Below are 23,772 nucleotides of genomic sequence, written 5' to 3' on the forward strand. Positions count from 1 at the left end.
GGGCGCGTCGCCGGCTCACCACGACGACGAGACCCGCCGCTGCCTTGCCGCGCCCTGGGGCGGGGTGACCCGTGTAGAGCTGCTTCTCAAGGCAGTTGCTTCTCCTGAATTCAGTAGCTCCTCAAGGCAGGCCCTCCTCAAGGCAGTAGCTCCTCTCAAGGCAGTAGCTCCTCAACACGGCTGCTCCTCAAGGCAGTAGCTCCTCAAAGCAACTACTTCTCAAAGCAGTTACTCCTCAAAGTGATGGAGTGCCAGCGCGCTTCGTTCTCAGGGCATTGCTCGGGCGGAGGACACAAGACCTGTCCGGCCCATGGCTTCCGGGAGATTCTGATCGCGGCCTCGGGAGAACCTCCCGGCCCGTTCGGCCATCTGAAGGAGGGGACCCATGCCGTCTCAGGGTGATGAGCGAGGGTCGGGAGCCGAAAGGAAGGCGTGTGCCGGTCATCAGTCAGCGAGTGCACTTGGTGTTGCTCGCCGCCTGGACAATCCTCTGGTTCGCCGTGGTCGAGCCGCACGGTGGTTTCTCCTGGCACTATCTGCGCGACGGCGGACAGCTGATCTACCAGGGCACCTCCGGCGGAGGGGACGGCGGTCTGAACCTGTACGCCCAACATCCGGAACTGCAGATGGGCCCCGTGAGTTTCCTCGTCGCGGGTCTGTTCAACCCCTTTCCGGGAGCCGACGGGCAGGCGCTGGCCGCCGCCCTGATGTCCCTGCTCGGCCTGGTGATCCTGGTACTGGCCGGGCGCAGCGCGGCCTGGCACTTCCTGGGCACCGGGACCAACCACCAGCGACTGCGGCAGCGCGTGCTGATCGCGGGCCTGGCCTTCATACCGATGTGGATCGAGGTCGCGGTCCGTTTCGGGCACCTCGATGACGTACTGGCGCTCTTCTTCACCGCCCTGGCCGTCCGCGCGGTCACCCGCGGCAACGCGGCCGCAACCGGCCTCTTCCTGGCCTTGGCCATGGACTCCAAGCCGACCGCACTGGCCTTCCTGCCGCTGCTCCTCGCACTGCCAAGGCATCAGTGGTTACGCGCGGTTCTGTGGTGCGCCGGTCTCGTGGCGCTGGCCTGGCTGCCCTTCTTCGTCGGCGCCCCGCACTCGTTCGCCGCGGCCCAGTTCACCATCCCCAACCAGCCCGCTTCCGCGCTGCGTTGGCTCGGTGTCGGCGATCCCGAGACCCCGCCCTGGGACCGCCCCGCTCAGGCAGCGCTGGGCCTGGCCCTCGGGTGCGTGGCTGTATGGCGCGGCCGATGGGCCGGTGTTGTCCTGCTCGGCGCCAACGCCAGGATCCTCCTCGACCCCAGCGTCTACACGTACTACACCGCTTCCGTTCTGCTGGGCACCCTGTTGTGGGACGTCATCGGGCAGCGGCGCCTGGTTCCCTGGTGGAGCTGGATCGCGCTCCTCGCCCTGTACGGGAGCGTCTTCGTCGTTCCCGACGACTCGGCCCGTGGTCTGATCCGTCTGGGCTTCGTGGCCGTCTCGACCGTGTACGTCCTGTTCTGGCCAATAGGCGGCCGAAGCGAGCGGTCGCGGACGCGGGCCAGGCCGCGGCGGTCCGTCCTGCCTCTGTCGGGGCAGGACGAGACCGCAGCGCGGCCGAGCGGAAGCACCATGTGAGCGGCCGGATGATCCGGCAGCGACGTTTGCGACGGGCGGCTCAGCGGGACGAGCCGGGGTCACCGGGCTTGATCCGTCCACGCCAGGCGCCGGATTCGCCTCCGCGGTGCTCGATGTACTCCTTGAATCGCCGCATGTCGCCCTTGACACGCCGGTCGATGATCCCGAGCATGTCCGCCGTCTTCTCCGCGGCTCCGCCGGGTTCGACGTCCATCACGAGTTCGACCCTGGTGTGGTTGTCGTCCAGGCGCTGGAAGCGGACCGTGCCCTTCTGCCGAGTGTCGCCGGCGGTGGTCCGCCAGGTGATCCGCTCGTCGGGGAGCTGGTCGACGATCTCGGTGTCGAACTCGCGCCGTACTCCGCTGATCTTGGTGGTCCAGTGGTTGTGGCGGTCGTCGAGCTGCCTGACCTCCTCCACCCCCTCCATGAAGTTCGGGAACTCCTCGAACTGCGTCCACTGGTTGTAGGCGGTGTGGATCGGGACCTCGACTTCCACCGCTTCCTTGACCGTGCTCATCTGCGACTCCTTCTCGCTGATCGACTGCGGCGGCACCGGGAAGGCGCCGCGTGGATCTCGGCACAGTGCGGCGGGTACCCAAGGAGCAGCCGTTTACAGATGAGGAGCACCCGTTTACAGGAGCGGCCCCTTACAGGTGCGGCCTCCGGGGCGCGCGGCAGGAGAGACCGAGTCCCCGCCGGATCGCCTCCCGCGGGCATGCGGTGGCCGAGCGCACCCGAGCGAGGCAGGGTGGAAGGCATGAGGTCGCGGCAAAGCCTTGCCCGTCTGCAGCAGCCGTGGCAATCGAGTCATGCGCTGCTGTTGCTGCCGGTCGTCTTCATCATCGCGATCACCCTGGTGGACATCCACTCGCCGACGAGCATCCATCTGGGACCCGCACTTGTCATCGCGCCCGCGCTCACCGCATCGTTCGCCGGCCCCAGGACGACCGCCTTCGTGGGTGCACTGGCGGTGGCGGCCCAGATCTTCATCGCCGTGTTCCACGGCGGGCTGACCACCACGAACCACGTCGTGCAGATCATCACCATCACCGTGCTGTCGGTGGTGATCGTCATCTACTCCGCCCTCCGCGACCGGCACCGTGAGCAGCTGGCCCAGGTGCGGTCGGTGGCCGAGGCCGCTCAGCACGTCCTGCTGTGGCCGCTGCCGGAAGCGATCGGCCCCCTGAAGGTCGCCTGTATGTACCTGGCCGCCGAGGACGAAGCCCAGATCGGCGGCGATCTGTACGCGGCCACCCGTACCGAGAACGCGGTGCGCGTCATGATCGGCGACGTACGCGGCAAGGGGCTGTCCGCCATCGGCGAGGCGGCCCTGTTGCTCGGCGCCTTCCGCGAGGCCTCTCACCGGCAGGCAAACCTGCCGGAGCTCGCCGCCACCCTGGAGCAGAGCGTGGCCCGCTATCTGGCCGACTTCGAACCGCCCGAGGAGGCGGGCGAACGCTTCGCCACCTCCTTGCTGGTGGAGATTCCGGACCACGACCCGATCACTCGTATGACCAGCTGCGGGCACCCCCCGCCGCTGCTGCTCAGCGCCGGTCACGTGGTCACCATCCCAAGCCTGCACCCCGCTCCCCCCATGGGGATCGGCGCGACGGAGCCGGACGCCTACACCCTGGACGTGTTCTCCTTCGAGCCCGGCGACACCCTCCTGCTGTACACCGATGGCGTCATCGAGGCGCGGAACTCCGGGGGCCGCTTCTACCCGCTCACGGAACGCGTCGCCCATTGGACGGAGGTCGGCCCCGAGGCGCTCCTGCAGCACATCCGGCGAGACCTCCTCGCCCACACCGGTGGACGCCTGGACGACGACGCGGCCCTCATCGCCCTCCGTCGCACCACCAGCGTCCACCGCGGCCGCCATCACGAACGGGTCATCCACGCCGACGGGTTCCGCCACCGTCCGGGCGCCGAAGACAGTTGAGGTGGTCTGCAGGCGGCCCAGCGCCCGTGACGGTCCACCGCCGCGTGCAACTGGTATTCCTGTCACCGAGGTTGACCCGGACGGAAGCCGAGAACGACTTCGTGGTGTCCACCGGCCCCTGATCGCCGCTTACGCCGCCCTCCTCGCCGCGTACGCCGGCCCCCGTCGCCTCGTACGCCGACGCGCCGTTCGGCTTCGGCCCGGTCCCGGCTCTGTCTTCTTTGCACGTACTGATCTGTTTCTTTGAGATGACACGGTACGGAAGTCCCCTCCCGTACACGTTGTCCTTTTCCTATGTCGGTGCATGGATCGCAGGCATCCCCCATGCTCCGTACAGCTCAGGGAGAACCCTTTGTTCAGTCGTCCTGCCCGTCCCGTGGTCGCGGTGGCGGCCGCCCTCGCCGCCGTGGGCGGCCTCACCGCGACGGCCATCGCGCCCGCCTCGGCGCACGCCCCCGCCCCGCACCCACGCGCCTCCGCCCGGCATGTCCTGCTGCTGTCGGTCGACGGCCTGCACCAGTCCGATCTGGCCTGGTACGTCGCCCGTCATCCCGGATCGGCGCTCGCCCGGCTCGCCGCCGGCGGCGTGGAGTACACGCACGCCAGAACCACCGTTCCGTCGGACTCGTTCCCCGGCATGGTCGGCCAGGTCACCGGGGGCGACCCGGGCACCACGGGTGTCTACTACGACGACACCTACAACCATGCCCTCCTCCCGGCCGGCACGACCCACTGCACGGGCGTCCGGCCCGGTGTGGAGGTCGACCTCACCGAGGACCTCGACCGCAACAAGCAGTCCCTCGACGCCGGTCAGGGACTGACCGGCCTGCCCGGCAGCATCCTGAAGATGACCGGCAACGCCCGCAGCCTGATCGACCCGTCGAAGCTGCCGGTCGACCCGAAGACCTGCAACCCGGTCTATCCGTACTCGTACCTGAAGGTGAACACGGTCTTCAACGTGGCCCGCAAGGCCGGGCTGCGGACCGCGTGGTCCGACAAGCACATCGCGTACGACATCCTCAACGGGCCGTCCGGCAACGGCATCCAGGACCTGTTCGCCCCCGAGATCAACAGTGACGCGATCGGCTACAAGGCGGGCGCCGACTGGACGAAGGACAACGCGGCAACCGAGCAGTACGACGGCTACAAGGTGCAGGCCGTTCTCAACGAGATCGACGGCTACGACCACAGCCGTACGGACAAGGTCGGGACCCCGGCGGTCTTCGGCATGAACTTCCAGTCCGTCTCCACCGCCCAGAAGCTCCCCACCTCCGACGGTCTGACGGGCGGTTACCGGGCGAAGGGCGTCCCCGGCCCGCTGCTGGAGAAGAACCTCGCGTTCGTCGACAAGGAGGTCGGGGCGCTCGCCGCCGAACTCCGCAAGCAGCACCTCGACGGCACCACCACGGTCATCCTCTCGGCCAAGCACGGGCAGTCCCCGACCGACCCCAAGGCGCTGACCCGGATCGACGACGGCGCGCTCATCGACGGTCTCGACGCCGCCTGGAAGGCCGCCCATCCGGGCGCGGGGAAGCTGGTCGCGCATTCCGTGAACGACGACGGCATGCTCATCTGGCTCACGGACCGTTCCAAGGCGGCAACCGATTTCGCCAAGGCGTATCTGCTCGCCCAGTCCGGTACCGGCAACGGCATCGACGGCAGCGCCAAGCCGTTCACCGCGAGCGGTCTGAAGACCCTGTACGCCGGTGCGGACGCCGCCCGCTACTTCCACGTCCGGCCGGGGGACCCGCGCGTGCCCGACCTCTTCGGCATCGCGCGGTACGGCGTCGTCTACACCGGTGGCAAGGGCAAGATCGCCGAGCACGGCGGCGCCCACGCCGACGACCTCGACGTCCCGCTCGTCGTCTCCGGTGGCGCCGCCCCGCACGGCACTCGCGTCAGCGGCCCGGTGGAGACCACGCAGATCGCCCCGACGATCCTGCGGCTGCTCGGCCTGAACCCGCAGGATCTGGACGCCGTACGCATCGAGCACACCCGGGCACTGCCCAACCGCTGACCCGGACCCGGGCGTCGCGCGTCAACTCCCTTGGTGGGGCCGCCACTCCGGCGGTCCCGCCGAGTCCTCGTCGAATGCCGCCTCGGAGGCCGTCGACGTCGTGGACCGAGCCATGAGTGTCGGCGGCGCCTCGGTGCCCGGCCGGCCGGCCGGCCGGCCGCGGCGAGCCGTACCCGCCCGGCCGTCGACTCGCCTCCCCGCGCAGAAAACCTGACGGATTCTGTCAGGTATCAGGTCCAGGGTGCAGCCGCGGAGGTCACCGGGACCTGGTGACCTCCTGAGTTCTGGTCAGCCGCAACAGGAGGTGCACCGCGGAGGCCTGGCGGCCTTACCGCGCATGGGCCGCGCTGCACATGCGGGTGCTGCGCGGGGAGCGCATGGGACCGGCCGCCGTACGGCCGGTCCGGGCATAGGCCACTCCGCGCGCGGCCCGTCCCGGGGTACGCAGCTGCCTCCACGGCCGGTCCGGGCATAGGCCACTCCGCGTACGGCCGATCCGGGGTACGCCGCCGTCGTATGCGTCGGGGAAGCCCCCTGCAGAGCACGCTCGACGTCGGCCGGAGCGTGCTCGACGTCAGGAGGCGGTCGCCCCCCACTCATGGGCGAGTGCGGCCGCCTCACCGCGGGAGCCGACGCCCAGCTTCTCCAGGATGTTCGCCACATGGAACTTCACGGTCGACTCGCTGATGTGCAGCTCCCGCGCGATGTCCCGGTTGCGCCGTCCTCGCGCCAGATGCTCCAGCACCTCCAGTTCCCGCGCCCGCAGCACGGTCAGCGGATCCTTGCGCGGTGTCCCGGGCGGCCCGAGCGGGACCTCGATCGTCACCGTCGTACCCCAGCCCGGCAACGCGTCGACCTCGAGCCGTCCGCCGAGGGCCGCCAGCCGCTCACCCACCCGGCGCGCGTCGAGGTCGCCCCGGGACAGGGTCCCGGGTCCGTCGTCCCGTACGGTGGCCCGCAGCTCGCCCGCGCCGACCTTCCAGCCGATGTGGAGCCGGCGCACCTCCCCGCCCTGCCCCTGGTCGTCCAGCGCCGCGTACACCACCGCACGCACGACGGCACGTGCCGTGTTGGCGACGTCGGCGGGCAGCAGCCGGTCCGCCCCCTCCTCCGCGCCGGGCGTGCCGAGGTCCAGCCGTACACCGCGGGCGCGCACCGCCTGCTGGAGCGAGTCGGCGAGACGGATGAAGGCGTCGTCGGCGCGTTCCTCGACCAGCGCCTGGTCGCGCTCGGCCTCGGAGCGCAGCTCGACCAGGGCGGAAACGGCCAGGTCCACCGCGCGGGCCCGGGCGGCCGTGTCGTCCAGGGTCCGGTCCCGCAGGACGCCCAGCAGGGCGGTGAGCGAGGAGCCGTGGGCGTCGCCGAGTTCGGCCAGGGTGGCGGCGCGGGCCGCGGCCGCCGCCCGTGACCGGGCGAGTGCCCCTGGTACCGCCTCGGCCGCCAGCCGTTCCCGGTGCGCGGTCACCAGGTCCCACAGCGCATGTGCCGCCGCCAGGTGCTCGGCGGGTACCGGAGCGTCCTCGGTGCGTACGAGGACAAGAATCGCCCCCCGCTCGGTGAGGTCGGTGGACAGCACGAGGACCGGCACCTCGACGCCGGCCATCCTGGCCCGTCCCTGCCTGCTTCCACGCGCGGGCGTCAGCGGGGCGAGGGCGGCGACCTCGGCGGTGGTGATGGCGGAGCCGGGCCCGCCCGGAGGCTCGCCATGGGTCTTGAACGGCGCGTACGCGCAGTTGCTGGACAGCTCGGCCACCGCCCGGTGCGGGATCGCCACGGCGAGAGCGGCGGACAGGCGCGGGAGGATCTCGCCCAGGGGCGCCCGGATCACATCGACTGCGGCCGTGAGGTCCATGGCTGCCAGCCTAACCAGCCGGACCTGCGCTCCGGCTGTCCTTTCGGCCAGGCCGAACCGTCCGAAAGGACAGCGGGAGCGGAGGTGTCCCGCACGAGCATGGAGGTGTTGTCCACGAGCCGCCTCGGCGGTGTATTCACACGACTGGGAGCGAATGACATGAAGGCGATCGTGTACGAGGAGTACGGCGGTCCCGAGGTGCTCCACCTGAAGGAGATCGAGGAGCCCCACGCGGGGCCCGGCCAGGTGCGTCTGAAGGTCGTGGCCGCGGCCGTCAATCCCCTCGACCACAAGATCCGTCACGGCTGGATGCCGTTCATGGCTCCGGCCTTTCCGGCGGTCCCCGGCCTCGAGGCGGCCGGCATCGTCGACGAGGTCGGCGAGGGGGTCACCGGTGTCTCGGTGGGTGACGAGGTGCTGGGCTGGACCGACACGGGCGCGTATGCCCCGTACGCCCTGGCCACCGATGTCGCCCCCAAGCCCGCCGGCCTGGGCTGGGAGTCGGCTGCCGCGTTGCCCGTGGCCACGGAGACCTCGGCCCGCGTGCTCGACCTCCTTGGCCTGACCGAGGGCGAGACCCTGCTGCTGCACGGGGCCGCCGGTGTGGTCGGCGCCGTCGGGGTCCAGCTCGCCGTGGCCCGCGGCGCCACCGTCATCGGGACCGCCTCACCCGCCAACCACGACTATCTGCGCTCCCTCGGCGCGATCCCCGTCGCCTACGGGGACGGCCTTGCCGACCGGGTGCGCGCCGTCGCCCCCGGCGGCATCGACGCCGTCTACGACGCCGCCGGACACGGCGCCCTGCGCGTCTCGACGGAACTGCGCGGCGGCACCACCGACCGCATCGTCACCATCGCGGACCCGGAGGCCGCCGACCTCGGCATCACCTTCTCCAGCGGCGGCCCGCGCTCCGTGACGGCTCTCGCCGAACACGCACGCCTGGCGGCGGCCGGACGTCTGGACGTACGTATCGCCCGGAGCTTCCCGCTCGCCGACGCCGCCGAGGCCCAACGGGAGAGCGAGAGCGGTCACCCGCGCGGCAAGCTCATCCTGAGGCCGTAAGGCGGGGGCCGCTTCCGCTCTCGCGTGACCGTCGCAAAGGGGGCCGGGCTCGCCCGCCCCCTAGCTTCGTCATCGCTCCGGCGGTCAGGATGCGATCATCGACAGGATCGTCACCGAAGCCGACGGCCGGTGACGGCTGAGGCCGTACGTGCCCTGGCGCGCCGTGCGGCTGCTCGGGGCCGGGCTCCTCACGCCGGTCGACTTTGCCTATTGTTCACCGGAGCGACAACAGAAATACTTCCACAAGGCACCCATTCCGGAAGAAAGTGCCGCATTGTCGGATATGAGACACCCGTACCCGAGCAGAGGAAGTCAGCCGACATGGGCGGAATTCTCGTAACCGTCGCGACGAAGATCGGCGCCGCACTCGCCGAAGCGATCATCATGCGCGTCCTGTGGGAGCTGTGGACCGCGTACGCGCGCCGTCTGCGCACGACCGCAGCACCGGCCGCCGCCTGACGCGTGGCCGTCGCTCCGAGCGCCTTATGCGCGGCCGCCCGGCAGCATCATCGCCGCCGGGCGCCGTTGAGCCCGGCGTCAGCCGCTCTTCTTGGCCGGCCCGCGGGCCTCACCGTTGTGCCCGGCCGACGCCCGGGCGCCTCCCTCGCCGGATCTGCCACCGCGCAACAGCCAGGTGGCTCCGCCGACGGCCAGGGCCACCGGCCATTCAAGAGCTCCCGCTGCCGCCATCGCACCAAGGCCTCCGTAGAAAACGAGGTCCTTGGCCGACGGCATGCCGGGCATCCGTGATGTCGCCGCTTTGGCTGTGCTTGTCACGTCTTCCCTGGTGAGGTACGGAATCCTCAACGCCGGGTGCACCGTGCGGGTGTGCAGGTGCATGCCCGCGCCTTCGTGCGCGTGGATCTCCATGGGGTGCTGTCGGGACTCTTCCCGCCGCGGTGCGGTCTCCGTTGTCTTGACCATCCCCCTGGCCTCCTTCCACGGAGTGGGTGTGGTGTGCCACTTCAATTCTTGCGCGCTTCGCCCGGCGTGCGCCTTGTGACCCCTGGGGAAATCCAGCACTCCTGGTGTTCAGGTTGAAATAGGGATTTCTGGCTACTCGTGCACCCGGAGCTGAGTGCGGCCGGGAGCGGGTGATGCGCTGTGGCACTGCCGGGACGCGAGCTGCTCGGGGCGGTCGTGTCGTGCGCCGCCGCCGTGCTGCGGGACGACACGCGTCGACGCATACGGCACTTCGACGGGCGCGCGCACATAGCCGTGCGGGGCCTCGGCGAGGGCGGCCTGGCCCATGCCGCGGCGGCCAAGCTCGTCGAGGACGTGGAGCGGCGGCTCGCCGACGTTCCGGGGGTGGCCTGGGCCGTCGTGAACACCGTCCTCGGTCACGCCGTAGTCGCCACCGAGGGCCCCTCCGACGCGCAGGACATCGTCGACGCCCTGATCGAGGCGGTCGAGACGGTGGAGGAGGCGCACGGCATCGAGCAACCGCTGCCCGACCATCCCCTCTCGGGCGGACGGGTCCAGCGGGCAGCTCTCTCGATGGCCGCGCACATGGCAGCCGCACCCGTGGCCGCCGTGGCCGGACTGACGCGTCACACCCCTCTCCCCTCCGCGGTGGCGGCGCTCGTGCCGATCGTCGACTCCCACCCCCGGCTGCGGGCCTTGGTGGAGTGGGCGGTCGGCGCAGAGAACGCCGGCACGCTGATCGCCGGGCTGGCGGCGGCCGGACAGGCGGGCTCCGGCGGGCTCCTCGGGGTCGGCGTGGACAGTGTCCGCCACGCACTGCGGGTGCTGGAGGCGAATGCGGAGCGCTCCGCCTGGGCCGCGGCCGAGCCGCGCCTCGCCGACACCGCCACGGCCGCCTCGCACCGCGCGGCGCCCTCGGCGCAGCCTCGCGAGACGCCGCTGAGGCATGGGCCGGTCGAACGCTACGCCGATCAGGCGCTCCTCGTGGCGGCGGCGTGCTTCGCCGGCTCGCTCCTCGTCACCCGCAGCCCCCGCAGGGCCGCCGGCGGGGCACTCGCCGCAGTGCCCAAGGCTCCGCTGCTGGCCCGCGAGGGCTTCGCCTGTGTCCTCGGCCGGGGGCTGGCACGCAGGCGCGTGCTCGTGGCGGACTCCAACGCGCTGCGCAGGCTGGACCGTATAAGCACCGTCCTCCTCGACACGGACGCCCTCGCCACAGGCTCCCATCTCCTTGCGGATCTCATCGCCCTCGACGGCGACGCGCCAGCGGGCGAACTCGCCGCACGGGCCCACCGGCTCTTCGAAGGTTCCGCGCCCGAAAGGCCGTCCAGGGAGGGCGAATGGGTGCTGGGGCCCCTCGAGCGCCTGTCGCTGCGGGGGCGCACCGGGACCCGCGCCCGGGAACGACTGCAGCGCGAGGGCGCCCGGCTCGTGCTCGGGCTGGCGCGCGGTGAGCAACTGGTCGCCGTGGTCAGCGTGGTGCCGCAGATGCACGACGCCGCCGATGCCTTCGTCCCCGCCGCCCACGCGGCCGGGCTGACCGTCGTGACCGCGGGCACCCACACCGCCGACCCGTCCGTACGCGAGGCCGACGCCGTGCGCCCGCCGGATGAACGGACGCTCGATTCCGTACGGGACCTCCAGCGGGACGGCGACGGCGTGCTGCTGATCTCACGGGACCGGTCCGCGCTCGCAGCGGCCGACGTCGGAGTGGGGCTCACGGGCCCGGAGGGAACTCCCCCGTGGGGCGCGCATCTGTACATGGGCTCCGATCCCGCGGCGGCAGTCGTCGTCGTACGCGCATGCCGCACCGCCCGGGAGGCCGCACGGTGGGGGGTGCGGCTCGCTCAGGCGTCCGCCGCCGTCGGCGCGACGGCGACGCTGGCCGGGCGGACCCGGCGGCCCGCGGCCCGCGGTGTGACGGCGTTCAACGCGGCAGCCGCCCTCGGCACCGCCGTGGGAGTCTGGTCGGCGGTACGGCTGCTGCGGCGCCCCGTGCCGGTCACCGGCGCCTCCCGGCAGCCCTGGCACGCAATGGACCCGGGCACCGTGCTCGCCCGAAGCGGAACCAGGGAGACCGGGCTGACCGTCGAGGAGGCGCGGGCGCGCGCCACCGCCCAGGGCGGGCGGGCCCCCGCGTCGTCGCTCGGCCGCGCCTACCTGGCCGAGATGGTCAACCCCCTCACGCCCGTCCTCGGCGCCGGGGCCGCCATGTCCGCGTCGGTGGGCGCCGTCCTGGACGCAGTCGTCATCGTCGCGGTCACCGCGCTGTCCGGGTTCGTCGGCGGCTTCCAGCGCTACCGGACCGACCGGGCGGTGGCTCGGCTGCGTCGTGAGTCGGCCGTCATGGCCAGGATGCTGCGGGACGGCGACGAGACCACCGCCCCCGCCCAGCACCTGGTCGTGGGCGACGTGGTGGTTCTGAGCGCCGGTGACGTCGTACCGGCCGACGCACGACTGCTGGAGGCGCAGCACCTGGAGGTGGACGAGTCGGCATTGACGGGCGAGTCGCTCCCGGTGGTCAAGGACGTCGCACCGGTGCTGGCGTCGGACCTCGGGGACCGTACCTCCATGGTCTACGAGGGCACCACCGTCGCCGCCGGTCGCGGCCGCGCGGTCGTGGTCGCGACCGGCACCGCGACCGAGGCGAGCCGAGCCGCGGCGGTCGGCCGGGGCGCGGCTCCCGCCGTGGGCGTGGAGCGGAGGCTGGCCCGGATCACCCGCGGCACCCTGCCGGTGGCCCTCGGTTCGGCCGCGGCGGTGATGGCGGCCGGAACGCTGCGCGGGCGCCCGGTCCGGGACACCGTGGGCGCGGGGGTGGGGCTGGCGGTGGCCAGCGTTCCCGAAGGGCTGCCGTTCCTGGTCTCGGCGGCCCAACTCGCCGCCGCCAGAAGGCTATCCGCGCGGGGCGCGCTGGTCAGGGACCCCCGTACCATCGAGGCGGCCGGACGCACCGACGTCCTGTGCTTCGACAAGACCGGAACCCTCACCCATGGCCGCATCTCCCTCGTCGCCGTGGCGGCCGACGGCGAGAGCCGGCCCCTCGGGGCGCTCGGCGACCACCAACGCGCCGTGCTCGCCGCCGCGTTGCGGGCGACGCCCCGTCCGCACGGGGGCAACGGACTGGAACACGCCACGGACAAGGCGGTCACCGCCGGTGCCGAGGAGGCGGGCGTGCGCCGCAGCACGGGCGCGCCGGGCTGGCGCCGCGTCTCCAGCCTGCCGTTCGAGCCGAGCCGGGGCTTCCACGCCGCCCTCGACGAGTCCGAGGGGACCCGGATCCTGTCGGTGAAGGGAGCGCCGGAGGAGGTCGTCGGGCGCTGTGCGACCCTCGAGGGCGGACCGCTGGACGAGCGGGGCCGCGCGGACGTCCTCGCCTCCGGGGAGAAGCTGGCAGCGGAAGGTCACCGCATTCTCGCGGTCGCCGAACTCCGGAACTGGGGTGGGGAGTTGACGGACGACTCCGTCCGAGGGCTCGACTTCCTCGGTTTCCTCGCGTTCGCCGACACCGTGCGCGGTACCGCCGCCGAAGCCCTGCGCCAACTCGCGGACGCCGGAGTGCACATCGTGATGATCACCGGGGATCACCCGGGCACCGCCGGCAAGACGGCGGCCGAACTGGGCGTCCTGGACGGCCGACGGGTGGTGACGGGCTCCGAACTCGACGCCCTGGACGACCACCGGCTCGACGCCCTGCTGCCGGACGTCGGCGTCGTCGCGCGCAGCACGCCCGTGCACAAGGTGCGCGTCGTGCAGGCGTTCCAACGCATCGGGCGTACGGTCGCGATGACGGGCGACGGCGCCAACGACGCTCCGGCGATCCGGCTCGCGGACATCGGCATCGCGTTCGGTACGCGGGCCACACCGGCGGCGCGCGCCGCGGCCGACCTCGTCGTCACGGACGACCGGCTGGAGACGGTGCTCGCCGCGCTCGTGGAGGGCCGCGCCATGTGGGCCTCCGTGCGGCAGGCCCTGGCGATCCTCGTCGGGGGAAACCTGGGCGAGATCGCCTTCACTCTCCTCGGCGCCGCCACGACCGGCACCTCGCCGCTGACGGCCCGTCAACTGCTACTGGTCAACCTGTTCACCGACCTCGCCCCGGCGATGGCCGTGGCTCTGCGTCCGCCCCATCCGGAGGCCACCGAGCGCATGGTCCACGAGGGGCCGGAGGCCTCGCTGGGTGCGGCTCTGACCGAGGAGACCGTGTGCCGTGCGGTCGCCACCGCCCTCGGCGCCACGGCCGGCTGGCTCGCCGCCCGGTTGACCGGCCGCGCCGCCCGTGCCCGCACCGTCGCCCTGGTCGCGCTCGTGGGCTCGCAACTCGGCCAGACCCTGTTGGCCGGGGGCCGCAGCGGAGCGATCGTCGGCTCGTCCCTGGGATCCCTGGCCGCGCTCGCGGCCGTCGTCCAGACGCCGGTTCTCAGCCAGTTCTTCGGCTGCACGCCCCTCGGCCCCGTCGCCTGGGGCATCGCCCTGTCCAGCGCGGCAGCGGCGACGGCGAGTTCGCTGTTCCTCCCGGCGCTGATCGAGCGCATCCGGGCCGCGGTGCCCGAGCGACGACCGGACGTCACCACGTCGGGCGAACTCGCCGCCGCCTAGAAACACCAAGGCGAACTCGCCGCCACCGAGGAACGCCAAGTCGAAGGTCACACTTACGTATCGGACATTCCGCATCCCAACCTTCACGCGAGGCACACAAATTGGTTAAGTTGGCGGGCAGGCCGCATGACTCCCTCCGGCGAACCCCGCCGGGTCGCGCGGCCTCCGCCGAGTCCGGCGCGCCGCAATCGCAGCCGGAGCCGGGGACCCAACCGAAACCGGGGTGAATCGGTCCAACCGCCCGACAAGGCAAGGACCGTAGGGCACGCCTTCCGTACCGCCCGAACCCGTCAGCCAACTCGGTAGGCGGAGCACGGAAGGAGTACGGCCCCATGGCGCCGGACGGCCCGAGCCGCGACGAGGTCCAGCAGCGGATCCACAGCCTCTACGACCAGGCCGAGACCGCCACTGGGAACTACAACGCGACCCGCGCGATGACGACAGGGACCCGTAAGCGCGTCAACCCCGTGTTCGCCTCGCAGCGCAGACGCGTCGACCCCGCTCTCGAGAACGTCGTCAGGCAGTGGTTCGACGCGGCACGTACGACGCTTGGTCCGACCGTTCCGGCCGTGCTTCCCACCGACAGAATGCCCGGCGGTCCGGCCGGGGTCCGGCCGACGGGCCCGGCGAGGCGGCCGGGAGGCGACCTGCCGGGCCGAGAGCGGGGAACCACCGGCCGACCCCTGCTGGAACTGACCGCCGGACCGTCCACCGGGGCGAGCGCCGGGCCCGTCGCCGAACTGACGGCCCGCCCCGTCGCCGCCCTGCCTGCCGCGCCGGAGCCACGGCAGGAGGGCCCCCTGGCCCTGCCGGGCCCGGCGGCCGAGCCGCGGCAGGCCACAGTGAACCGGTCCAAGGAGGAGGAACAGCGGAAGCTCGCCGCGGCCCGTGAGCTGTTGTCCAGGCAGGCGGTACAGCACCACACGTCGCGCGCGGCGATCGAGTCCCGGCCGGCCGGAGACACATGGGGCACGGCCACCCTCGGCACGGACCGGCCGGACGCGCTTTCCGCAGTCGGCGCTCCCATGCTTCCGCCGGCTCCCGCCCTCCCCGCAGCTTCGGTCGCAGCCTCGCCTGCGCCCGATCCCGCAGATGCCCTCACCACCGCGCCTGCTGCCCTCACCGCCGACGCGTTCGCCGGGCGTGAGGCCTTCGCCGCCGCCGACCTCTACATCGGCGCTGACGCGGCACCCGGCACCCACTCCTTCGCCGGACCCGGTGCCCCCGTCGTCGCCCAGCCCTTCACCGGCGAAGGACTCCTCGACACCCAGCCCTTCGCCGGACCCGATACCCCCGTCAGCACCCAGCCCTTCACCGGCGCCCATACCCCCGTCACCGCCCAACCGTTCGCAGGACCCGATATCTCCGTCAGCACCCAGCCCTTCACCGGCACCGACGCACTCCTCGGCACCCAGCCCTTCACCGGCACCGACGCACTCCTCGGCACCCAGCCCTTCACCGGCACCGACGCACTCCTCGGCACCCAGTCTTTGGTCGGCGCCGACGCTCTCGTCAGGGGCCAAGCCCTGGTCGGCGCCGACGCTGGCGTCGGCACCGACGCTTTCACCGCCGTAGGCGGAGCACCGGACTCGGGCTACGACAGGAAGGCCACGAAGGCACTCGCCTTCGTCCGTGCGCAGATCGGCAGGCCGTGCCTCTGGGGTGCGACCGGACCGGACTCGTACGACGCCCCGGCGCTCGTCCAGGCCGCCTGGAAAGCCGCGGGAGTCGTACTGCCGCGCACCGCGCAGGATCAGATGACCGTGGGAGCCGCGATCCCGCTGACCGACATCCAGCCCGGGGACCTGGTCTTCTTCCACGACACCGCCAGCCACGTCGGTGTCTGTACCGGCAACGGCATGATGATCCACGCGCCCGGCCCGGGGGCGTTCATCCGCGAGGAGTCGATCTTCTACGCCGGGAAGGCGGCCGTCCACGGCGCGGTACGGCCTGCGTAGGCGATGGGCAGACGCTCGGCGCCCTGGCCCTCGGGCCGGACGGAGAGCAGTCGGCTCCTCGCTCCCGTCACCACGCCTCGCAGTGGTCGGGGAGCGTCTCCTCGATCGGCCGGTGGGTGATGCCCGGCTCGCGTGCGCCGGTGGATGCTCGTCGCCGTTCCGACCGCCCTCTCCCCCACACCTCACCAGCGCATACGCCGCGCTCACGGGGAGCGCCGCCGACGTGCGGGCGGCGGGTTTGCGTAGGAGCGTGGGGGTGTGGGAAGCATGCCTGCCGTACTGGCGCGCCGTGACGGGGACGACCGGAGCTGGCTGCGCGGCGCGCCACCCCCGCGATGGGTGCGGATCCTGCCCGTCCTACTGCTGGTGGCCATCTGCGTCGCCACCCTGGCGAGTCCTCACCCGCTCGACATCGGCTTCCTGCTCGGCGCCATCCCCCCGCTGGCCGTGCTGTCCTACGGCCCCGCGGCGACCGCGCTTCTCGGCGTCCTGGTGATCGCCGCCCAGCACGCCAGGGCCTTCCACCTGGACCATCCCGGCAACACCGACCTGCTCACCATCACCTTCGTCGCGGCGCTGAGCGTGTTCGTGTCGTACGTCCGCAGCCGCCGGGACGCCCAGCTGGACCTCGAACGCACCGCCGCGCACGCCGCACAGCACGCCGTCGTCCCCCCGCTGCCGAAGAAGGTCGGGCCGGTGCGCTGCACCGGTCTGTACGAGGCCGCCGAGCGCGGGACGCTGGTCGGCGGCGACTTCTTCGACGTGCGCGAGGGTCCCTCCGGTGTGCGGGCGGTCATGGGCGACGTACAGGGCCACGGACTGTCGGCCGTGTCGACCGTGGCCTCCCTCCTCGGCGCCTTCCGGGAGGCCGTGCTCGACCAGCCGAACCTGCGGTCGGTCGCGGCCCGCCTCGACCGCAGACTCCTGGTGGACGCGGGGGACCCGCACCAGGCCGAACTGTTCGCCACCGCGGTGCTGCTCGAGTTCACCTCCGACGCCCGTACGGTGCGCATCATCGCCTGCGGCAGTCCGCCGCCCCTGCTGCTGCACGACGGAAAGGCCACCGAGGTCCAGGTCACACCTGGTACTCCCTTGGGGCTGGGCCTGTCCCAGTCAGGCATGTACGACGAGGTCGTCTGTCCGCTCCGCCGCGGCGACCGGCTGTTCATGGCCTCGGACGGCATCTGGGAGGCCAGGGACGCCACCGGCGCGTTCTATCCCCTCGTCGACCGGCTCCCGGCGCTCGCCGACGGGGATCCCGCCGTCACGACCGAGCAGGTGTGGGCGGACCTCGTGGACCACTGTGGCACCATTCGCGACGACGTCACGATGCTGCTGCTCAGCCCGGAGCCGGAGGAGGGCGACGAACTCCCCAGAGCAGCCAGGCCATAAAGCACTCTTATGAGGTCATAGAACGGACCCGCGTACCAGGTAAGGCATGCCTTAGTTTAGGGTTCCCTTCGAGCCCGTCACCGCTCGAAGGGAACCTGATCATGCCCCGCCCCCTGCGGGTAGCCATTGTCGGAGCCGGCCCCGCCGGAATCTACGCCGCCGACGCGCTGCTGAAGTCCGAAGTGGCCGCCGAGCCCGGTGTGTCCATCGACCTCTTCGAGCGGATGCCCGCTCCGTTCGGTCTCATCCGTTACGGCGTCGCTCCGGATCACCCACGGATCAAGGGCATCGTCACGGCCCTGCACCAGGTGCTCGACAAGCCGCAGATCCGTCTGTTCGGCAACGTCGACTACCCCGCCGACATCAGCCTGGACGATCTGCGCACCTTCTACGACGCCGTGATCTTCTCCACGGGTGCGACGGCCGACCGGGCCCTCGACATACCCGGCATCGGGCTCGAGGGGTCCTACGGCGCCGCGGACTTCGTCTCCTGGTACGACGGGCACCCGGACGTGCCGCGGACCTGGCCGCTGACGGCGCAGAAGGTCGCCGTCCTCGGTGTCGGCAACGTGGCGCTCGACGTGGCCCGCATCCTGGCCAAGACGGCTGACGAACTCCTGCCCACCGAGATTCCGCCGAACGTCCACGACGGGCTCAAGGCCAACAAGGCCCTGGAGGTCCATGTCTTCGGCCGCCGCGGCCCGGCACAGGCGAAGTTCAGCCCGATGGAGCTGCGGGAGCTGGACCACTCCCCCAGCATCGAGGTCGTCGTCGACCCCGAGGACATCGACTACGACGAGGGCTCGATCGCGACCCGGCGGAGCAACAAGCAGGCGGACATGGTCGCCAAGACCCTGGAGAACTGGGCCATCCGGGATGTCGGCGAGCGCCCGCACAAACTGTTTCTGCACTTCTTCGAGTCACCCGCCGAGATCCTCGGCGAGGACGGCAGGGTCGTCGGTCTGCGCACCGAGCGCACGGCCCTCGACGGCACCGGCAATGTCAAGGGCACCGGAACGTTCAGGGACTGGGACGTCACCGCGGTCTACCGTGCCGTGGGTTACCTGTCCGACCGGCTGCCCAAGCTGCCATGGGACCTCGAGTCGGGGACGGTGCCCGACCGGGGCGGACGGGTCATCGAGGAGGGCGGTGCCCCTCTGCAGTCCACGTATGTGACGGGCTGGATCCGACGCGGTCCCGTGGGTCTGATCGGCCACACCAAGGGCGATGCCAACGAGACGGTGGCGAACCTGCTGGACGACCACGCGAGCGGACGTCTGCACACTCCCGAGTCCCCCGCGCCCGAAGCCGTGGACGCCTTCCTCGCCGAGCGGAACATCCGCTTCACCACCTGGGAGGGCTGGTACCGCCTCGATGCCGCGGAGAGGGCGCTGGGCGAACCGCAGGGCCGTGAACGCGTGAAGATCGTCGAGCGTGAGGACATGCTCAGGGAAAGCGGAGCGTGATGGACCGCCCGGCCGCAGCCGACTCCGCTGCGGCCGGGCGGCCTGTTCGAACTCCGTTGCGTGGAGGGCCGGTTGCGTGCGGATGGGCATGCCCGAGGTCGGTCTCGGGTCGTCACGGCCAACCCCGGCGCCCCCGGACGGCGCGCACTCCGCCCGGAGCAATCCCACGCGACAGGCGGTCGTGGGCGTACGAGGGTGGAGGGCATGACCGACGAGACCGCCACACTGACCGGCCCGGAGCCGCCCCCGGTACGGGAGTGGATCTCGCGCGACCTGAGAGGGCTCGCACCGCACTTCAGGCCGCCGCCGGGCTCGCTCGCCCTCGCCGGCCGGCCGGACCACAACCGGCTGCGCCCCTCGCGTCTGGCCACCGACCGTGACCCGGATGTCTTCCCCGATCCCGACCGCATCGGCATGGTCCGCGGCCCCCGTCCGCATCCGGAGTTCGGCAACGGCCCCCACTACCGCACCGGGGCCGTCCTCGCCGGGCCGCAGATCGAGCCCCTCCTGCGCACGCTCCCCGACCGCCTGCCCCGGCCGCGTCCGGCCGTCCCCGCCCGGCGCGTCCTCTGGCGCCGACCGACCATGACCCGCGATCCGCGGGCACTTCCCACCACGTGGAGCTGACGCGGTCACCACGACCCCACGGCCGTGTGTACATCAGCGGTTGTACGCCCATTAAGACCGCAGATGCAGGGCGAACGCCCGCAACGTCGGTCCCTGGGCTGTCGATCCGGCCGGGGCCCGGCCCTAGCGTGGGGCGCGTCCGGTCGCGTACCGACTCCGGTTCCCTTCACTGCAAGGACATTTCATGATCGAGGCCCATTCCCTCACCAAACGCTACGGGGAGCGCACCGCCGTCGAGGATCTCAGTTTCACCGTGCGCCCCGGCAGCGTGACCGGGTTCCTCGGGCCGAACGGAGCCGGCAAGTCCACGACGATGCGGATGCTCCTCGGTCTGGACGCGCCCACCTCCGGCCGGGCCGTGGTCAACGGCAAGAGCTATGCCGAGCACCGGGCGCCGCTGCACGAGGTGGGGGCCATGCTGGAGGCGCGCTCCATCCACACGGGGCGCAGCGCCCACAACCATCTGCTTGCACTCGCAGCGACCCACGGGATCTCCGCCCGCAGGGTGAACGAGGTGATCGACCTGGTCGGACTGCGGGCCGTGGCGAAGAAGCGGGTCGGCGGTTTCTCCCTGGGCATGGGGCAGCGGCTGGGCATCGCCAGCGCCCTGCTGGGCGACCCGGCGACCGTGATCCTCGACGAACCGGTCAACGGCCTGGACCCCGAGGGCATCCTGTGGATCCGCAACCTGCTGAAGGGACTCGCCTCCGAGGGGCGTACGGTCCTGGTGTCCTCCCATCTGATGTCGGAGATGGCGCTCACCGCCGAGCACCTGATCGTGATCGGCCGGGGCCGGCTGATCGCCGACACGTCGGTGACGGAGTTCATCGCGCAGGCCGCCGGGGACGTGGTGCGCGTGCGCACCGACGAGGCGGAGAAGCTGCGCGGTCTGCTGGCCGGGCCGGACGTGTCCATCGCGTCGCAGGAGCCGGGCGTGCTCTCGGTCACCGGGCTCACCAGTGACCGCATCGGACGGATCGCGGCCGACCACGGTGTGGCGCTGGCCGAACTGACGCCGCAGCAGGCGTCATTGGAGGAGGCGTTCATGGAGCTGACCAGGGACGCCGTGGAGTACCAGGCACCGGCGGCGCAGCTCGTCACCGCCGGCGGGGAAGGGCGTGCAGCATGACCACGGCAACCGTGATTCCCGAGGCGGAGCGGGGCCAGGTCACCCAGCTGCGGGTGATCCACTCCGAGTGGATCAAGCTGCGCTCACTGCGGTCCACCCTGTTCACACTGCTGGCGGCCGTTGTCGCGATGGTCGGCCTCGGTTTCCTGTTCAGCTATTTCACCGCCGACCGGTGGTCCCACCTCCCGCCCGAGGAGCGGCTGAACTTCGATCCGACACTGGTCAGTCTGCGCGGGTTCTACCTGGCCCAGCTGGCGGTGGGCGTACTGGGCGTCCTCGTGATCACCGGCGAGTACGCGACCGGAATGATCCGGGCGTCCCTGTCCGCGGTGCCTCGCCGTCTTCCCGTGCTGTGGGCCAAGGCCCTGGTGTTCGGGGCGGTGGCGTGGGCGCTGATGACCCTCGCCTCGCTGACGGCGTTCCTGGTGGGGCAGGCCGCGCTGTCCGGCCATCACCTGGGAACCTCGCTGAGCGCACCGGGCGTGCTGCGCGCGGTTCTGGGCGCGGGTCTGTACCTCACGGTCGTGGGCCTGCTCGGGGTGGCGTTCGGCGCGCTGATCCGCAACACCGCGGGCGGGATCGCCACGGTCTTCGGAGTGCTGCTGGTGCTTCCGGTGCTCGCCGAGGCACTGCCGTCCTCGTGGTTCGACGCGATCGACAAGTACCTGCCGAGCACGGCGGGGCAGGGCCTCATCCACATCCACCAGCAGCCGCATACGCTGGCGCCATGGACCGGGTTCACGATGTTCTGCCTGTATGCCCTGGTGGCCCTGGCCGGGGCGGCGGTGGCGCTCAAGCGACGGGACGCCTGATGCGGCTCCCGGGCCGGAGTGCCGCCCCGGCCGTGGCCGGCCGCCGGGTGCGTCGATGACGTACGCACCACCACCGGCGGCCCTGCGACCGCGGGACGAGTCGTGGCGCGCCCTCGCCGGGCGCGCCCGGCTGCGTCTGCGCGCACGGCTGTCGCCGCCGGCCGTCGACGCACTGTTCGCGGCGGCCGTCTTCCTGGCGCAGACGGGGATGGCCCACGGTCATCTGCAGCGCCGCGGATGGTCGGTGGTCGTCTTCACCGGCCTCATGGCCCTGCTGCTGGTGTGGCGGCGCCGGGCCCCGCTCACGGTGTTCCTCGCCATGTCAGCGGTCGCGTTCGTCCAATGGTGCGTCGGTCTGCGCATGCCGGGAGACCTCTCCCTGCTCATCGCGCTGTACACGGTGGCGGCGTACGCGCCGCGGCGGCGCACCTGGCTCGCCGTCGGGGTCCTGGAGGGCGGTGCGCTCCTTGCGGCTGCGCGCTGGGCGCCCCAGGACCGTGCCGTCGAGGCTTTCGTGGCCCTGTCCGCCATGGTGGTGGCGGCCACGGTGATCGGTATGAACATGCGCAGCAGACGCGCCCACCTGGCGTTCCTCGAGGAGCGTGCGGTGCGTCTGGAGCGGGAGCGGGACCAGCAGGCACAGCTCGCGGTCGCCGACGAGCGCTCACGGATCGCCCGGGAGATGCACGACATCGTCACGCACAACCTGTCCGTGATGGTGGCGCTCGCCGACGGCGCGGTCTTCGCACAGGAGCACTCCCCTCAGCGGGCGACGGCGGCGATGCGGCAGGTGTCCACGACCGGACGTCAGGCGATCACCGACATGCGGCGCTTCCTGGGCCTGCTGCGGGCCGACGAGCCGGACGCGCTGCGCCATCCGATGCCCCAGATCGCCCAGCTGGAGCCGCTGGCCGACCAGGTGCGTGCCGCGGGGCTGCCCACGCGGCTGGATGTCACCGGTGATCCGGCGGATGTGCCCGTACCGGCGCAGCTGACCGTGTACCGCCTGGTCCAGGAAGCGCTCACCAACACCCTGAAGCACACCCCTCCGGGCACCCGGGCCGATGTCCAGGTGCGCTGCGACCCGCAGCGGATCACGGTGACCGTCACCGACGACGGCCCCGTGGTGAAGGCTCCTCCCGCGTCCAGCGGACAGGGACTGCACGGGATGCGGGAGCGGGCCGCGGCGTACGGGGGCGCGTTCGCGGCGGGGCCGCGGCCTGACGGCGGCTGGCACGTCCGCGCCGTCCTCGAGCTGACCCGAAACGAAGCGTGAGGCATGACGATCAGAGTTCTTCTCGTCGACGACGAGCCGTTGCTGCGCATGGCCTTCACCATGGTGCTGGAGGCGCAGTCCGACATGGAGGCGGTCGGTGAGGCCGGGGACGGCGCGCAGGCCGTGCGCCTGGCCCGCGAGTTGCGGCCCGACGTGGTGCTGATGGACGTCCGGATGCCCGGCACGGACGGCATCGAGGCCACGGAACGCATCGTGGCTCAGTGCCCGGAGGCGAAGGTGCTGATCCTGACCACCTTCGACCTGGACGAGTACGCCTTCGCGGGGCTGCGCGCCGGGGCGTCGGGCTTCCTGCTGAAGAACGCGCGACCCGAGGAGCTGCTGGCTGCGATCCGCTGTGTGGCCGCGGGGGACGCGGTGGTGGCACCGCGGATCACCCGCCGTCTGCTGGAGAATTTCGCCCACCGGCTCCCCGCCCAGGCAGCAGGCACCCGGGAGGACGAGCGGCTGACCCGGATCACCGCCCGGGAGCGGGAGGTGCTGACGCAGGTGGGGCGCGGGCTGTCCAACGCGGAAATCGCCGACGTCCTGCATCTGGCGGAGGCGACGGTCAAGACGCATCTGAGCCGCATCCTGGTGAAGCTGGAGCTGAGGGACCGGGTGCAGGCGGTGGTGTTCGCGTACGAGACCCGGCTGGTACGGCCGAGTTGATCGGGCCCCGCGCTCCTCAGCAGCCCTGGCGTGCCGTGAGCCCCGCCGTGCCCGGCACCCGGTCGCGGTAGGCATCCGTGACGAAACGCAGGAACGTGTCGACGTCCCTCGGCTGTGACGAAAGGCCCAGGGAGACGCGGACGGCGCCTGCCGAGGGCAGGTGCAGCTCGTCCAGATAGTCCTCGAGGGAGCCTGGCCGACTGCGGGCCGCGGCGCGCAGACGTTGCAGCGGCAGTGCGAAGGCGCCTCGCCCGCGCCCGGGTTGCAGAAGCAGCCGGTGCGCAGGGAGATGCCCAGTGCCGCGCTGTCACGGGTGGCTGTCCGATCGTCGACGACACGGCCGTCCGCGCCGAGCACGTTCAGCGCGACCGTGCCGGCACCCGGCCACCGCCGGCCGGTTGAGCGCCCGCCGGCGGTGGCGGTACCGG

The 23,772-nt window shown here is 71.8% G+C and carries 17 protein-coding genes and 1 riboswitch; of the genes, 14 read left to right on the forward strand and 3 right to left on the reverse strand.

The window, feature by feature from the left end; genetic code table 11:
• Positions 1-455: 455 nt before the first annotated feature.
• Positions 456-1,625: a hypothetical protein gene (locus AAW14_RS01710; RefSeq protein ID WP_265559269.1), complete on the forward strand. Its 1,170-nt coding sequence runs from the start codon at positions 456-458 to the stop codon at positions 1,623-1,625.
• Between the two features lie 40 nt (positions 1,626-1,665).
• Here the strand turns inward: AAW14_RS01710 and AAW14_RS01715 are convergent, their stop codons facing one another.
• Positions 1,666-2,142, reverse strand: coding sequence for an SRPBCC family protein (locus AAW14_RS01715; RefSeq protein WP_265559012.1), 477 nt, complete (start codon positions 2,140-2,142; stop codon positions 1,666-1,668).
• Positions 2,143-2,382: 240 nt separating this feature from the next.
• On the opposite strand from AAW14_RS01715, the gene AAW14_RS01720 reads away from it, so the two are divergent.
• Positions 2,383-3,564: a PP2C family protein-serine/threonine phosphatase gene (locus tag AAW14_RS01720; protein WP_265559015.1), complete on the forward strand. Its 1,182-nt coding sequence runs from the start codon at positions 2,383-2,385 to the stop codon at positions 3,562-3,564.
• A gap of 352 nt (positions 3,565-3,916) precedes the next feature.
• Positions 3,917-5,581 carry an alkaline phosphatase family protein gene (locus AAW14_RS01725; protein ID WP_265559017.1) on the forward strand — a complete coding sequence of 555 codons (1,665 nt, stop codon included), beginning with the start codon at positions 3,917-3,919 and terminating at the stop codon, positions 5,579-5,581.
• A gap of 574 nt (positions 5,582-6,155) precedes the next feature.
• On the opposite strand, the gene AAW14_RS39400 is transcribed toward AAW14_RS01725, so the two are convergent.
• A complete protein-coding gene (locus tag AAW14_RS39400) occupies positions 6,156-7,433 on the reverse strand; it encodes a response regulator transcription factor family protein (RefSeq protein ID WP_322740999.1) in 1,278 nt (425 codons plus the stop codon).
• Positions 7,434-7,592: 159 nt separating this feature from the next.
• Between AAW14_RS39400 and AAW14_RS01735 the strand changes: the two genes are divergently transcribed.
• Positions 7,593-8,495: an NADP-dependent oxidoreductase gene (locus AAW14_RS01735; protein ID WP_265559019.1), complete on the forward strand. Its 903-nt coding sequence runs from the start codon at positions 7,593-7,595 to the stop codon at positions 8,493-8,495.
• Between the two features lie 321 nt (positions 8,496-8,816).
• Positions 8,817-8,954: a hypothetical protein gene (locus tag AAW14_RS01740; protein WP_265559021.1), complete on the forward strand. Its 138-nt coding sequence runs from the start codon at positions 8,817-8,819 to the stop codon at positions 8,952-8,954.
• A 78-nt stretch (positions 8,955-9,032) separates the two neighbouring features.
• On the opposite strand, the gene AAW14_RS01745 is transcribed toward AAW14_RS01740, so the two are convergent.
• A complete protein-coding gene (locus tag AAW14_RS01745) occupies positions 9,033-9,419 on the reverse strand; it encodes a hypothetical protein (protein ID WP_265559022.1) in 387 nt (128 codons plus the stop codon).
• A gap of 180 nt (positions 9,420-9,599) precedes the next feature.
• Here AAW14_RS01745 and AAW14_RS01750 point away from each other — a divergent pair, with 180 nt between their 5' ends.
• From AAW14_RS01750 to AAW14_RS01790, 9 genes are all read left to right on the forward strand, one after another.
• A complete protein-coding gene (locus tag AAW14_RS01750) occupies positions 9,600-14,015 on the forward strand; it encodes a cation-translocating P-type ATPase (RefSeq protein ID WP_265559024.1) in 4,416 nt (1,471 codons plus the stop codon).
• A gap of 170 nt (positions 14,016-14,185) precedes the next feature.
• Positions 14,186-14,340, forward strand: a riboswitch (cyclic di-AMP (ydaO/yuaA leader).
• 7 nt (positions 14,341-14,347) lie between these two features.
• Entirely contained in the window at positions 14,348-15,973 is a 1,626-nt protein-coding gene (locus AAW14_RS01755) for an NlpC/P60 family protein (protein ID WP_265559026.1), read from the forward strand.
• A 267-nt stretch (positions 15,974-16,240) separates the two neighbouring features.
• The gene (locus tag AAW14_RS01760; protein ID WP_265559028.1) at positions 16,241-17,365 is read left to right on the forward strand and encodes a PP2C family protein-serine/threonine phosphatase; all 1,125 of its coding nucleotides are present in this window, start codon (positions 16,241-16,243) and stop codon (positions 17,363-17,365) included.
• A 101-nt stretch (positions 17,366-17,466) separates the two neighbouring features.
• A complete protein-coding gene (locus tag AAW14_RS01765; RefSeq protein WP_265559030.1) occupies positions 17,467-18,831 on the forward strand; it encodes an FAD-dependent oxidoreductase in 1,365 nt (454 codons plus the stop codon).
• A gap of 204 nt (positions 18,832-19,035) precedes the next feature.
• A complete protein-coding gene (locus AAW14_RS39660) occupies positions 19,036-19,458 on the forward strand; it encodes a hypothetical protein (RefSeq protein ID WP_416223232.1) in 423 nt (140 codons plus the stop codon).
• Positions 19,459-19,642: 184 nt separating this feature from the next.
• Positions 19,643-20,587 (forward strand): ATP-binding cassette domain-containing protein, encoded by a 945-nt coding sequence (locus AAW14_RS01775; RefSeq protein ID WP_265559032.1) that lies wholly within the window; start codon positions 19,643-19,645, stop codon positions 20,585-20,587.
• Positions 20,584-21,399 carry an ABC transporter permease gene (locus AAW14_RS01780; protein ID WP_265559034.1) on the forward strand — a complete coding sequence of 272 codons (816 nt, stop codon included), beginning with the start codon at positions 20,584-20,586 and terminating at the stop codon, positions 21,397-21,399. The genes AAW14_RS01775 and AAW14_RS01780 overlap by 4 nt, the downstream gene beginning before the upstream one ends.
• A gap of 55 nt (positions 21,400-21,454) precedes the next feature.
• The gene (locus AAW14_RS01785) at positions 21,455-22,675 is read left to right on the forward strand and encodes a histidine kinase (protein WP_265559036.1); all 1,221 of its coding nucleotides are present in this window, start codon (positions 21,455-21,457) and stop codon (positions 22,673-22,675) included.
• A gap of 3 nt (positions 22,676-22,678) precedes the next feature.
• Positions 22,679-23,344, forward strand: a complete 666-nt coding sequence (locus AAW14_RS01790) for a response regulator (RefSeq protein ID WP_265559038.1) — start codon at positions 22,679-22,681, stop codon at positions 23,342-23,344.
• Positions 23,345-23,772: the final 428 nt, after the last annotated feature.

This window comes from Streptomyces hygroscopicus (assembly GCF_026168105.1).
Classification (GTDB): Bacteria; Actinomycetota; Actinomycetes; order Streptomycetales; family Streptomycetaceae; genus Streptomyces; species Streptomyces hygroscopicus_D.

Excerpts from the sequence above, each read along its gene's own strand:
- AAW14_RS39400 (WP_322740999.1), bottom strand. The coding sequence starts at position 7,433 with ATGGACCTCACGGCCGCAGTCGATGTGATCCGGGCGCCCCTGGGCGAG.
- AAW14_RS01740 (WP_265559021.1), top strand. The coding sequence starts at position 8,817 with ATGGGCGGAATTCTCGTAACCGTCGCGACGAAGATCGGCGCCGCACTC.
- AAW14_RS39660 (WP_416223232.1), top strand. The coding sequence starts at position 19,036 with ATGACCGACGAGACCGCCACACTGACCGGCCCGGAGCCGCCCCCGGTA.
- AAW14_RS01780 (WP_265559034.1), top strand. The coding sequence starts at position 20,584 with ATGACCACGGCAACCGTGATTCCCGAGGCGGAGCGGGGCCAGGTCACC.
- AAW14_RS01785 (WP_265559036.1), top strand. The coding sequence starts at position 21,455 with ATGACGTACGCACCACCACCGGCGGCCCTGCGACCGCGGGACGAGTCG.
- AAW14_RS01760 (WP_265559028.1), top strand. The coding sequence starts at position 16,241 with ATGCCTGCCGTACTGGCGCGCCGTGACGGGGACGACCGGAGCTGGCTG.
- AAW14_RS01745 (WP_265559022.1), bottom strand. The coding sequence starts at position 9,419 with ATGGTCAAGACAACGGAGACCGCACCGCGGCGGGAAGAGTCCCGACAG.
- AAW14_RS01720 (WP_265559015.1), top strand. The coding sequence starts at position 2,383 with ATGAGGTCGCGGCAAAGCCTTGCCCGTCTGCAGCAGCCGTGGCAATCG.
- AAW14_RS01775 (WP_265559032.1), top strand. The coding sequence starts at position 19,643 with ATGATCGAGGCCCATTCCCTCACCAAACGCTACGGGGAGCGCACCGCC.
- AAW14_RS01735 (WP_265559019.1), top strand. The coding sequence starts at position 7,593 with ATGAAGGCGATCGTGTACGAGGAGTACGGCGGTCCCGAGGTGCTCCAC.
- AAW14_RS01790 (WP_265559038.1), top strand. The coding sequence starts at position 22,679 with ATGACGATCAGAGTTCTTCTCGTCGACGACGAGCCGTTGCTGCGCATG.
- AAW14_RS01755 (WP_265559026.1), top strand. The coding sequence starts at position 14,348 with ATGGCGCCGGACGGCCCGAGCCGCGACGAGGTCCAGCAGCGGATCCAC.
- AAW14_RS01765 (WP_265559030.1), top strand. The coding sequence starts at position 17,467 with ATGCCCCGCCCCCTGCGGGTAGCCATTGTCGGAGCCGGCCCCGCCGGA.
- AAW14_RS01715 (WP_265559012.1), bottom strand. The coding sequence starts at position 2,142 with ATGAGCACGGTCAAGGAAGCGGTGGAAGTCGAGGTCCCGATCCACACC.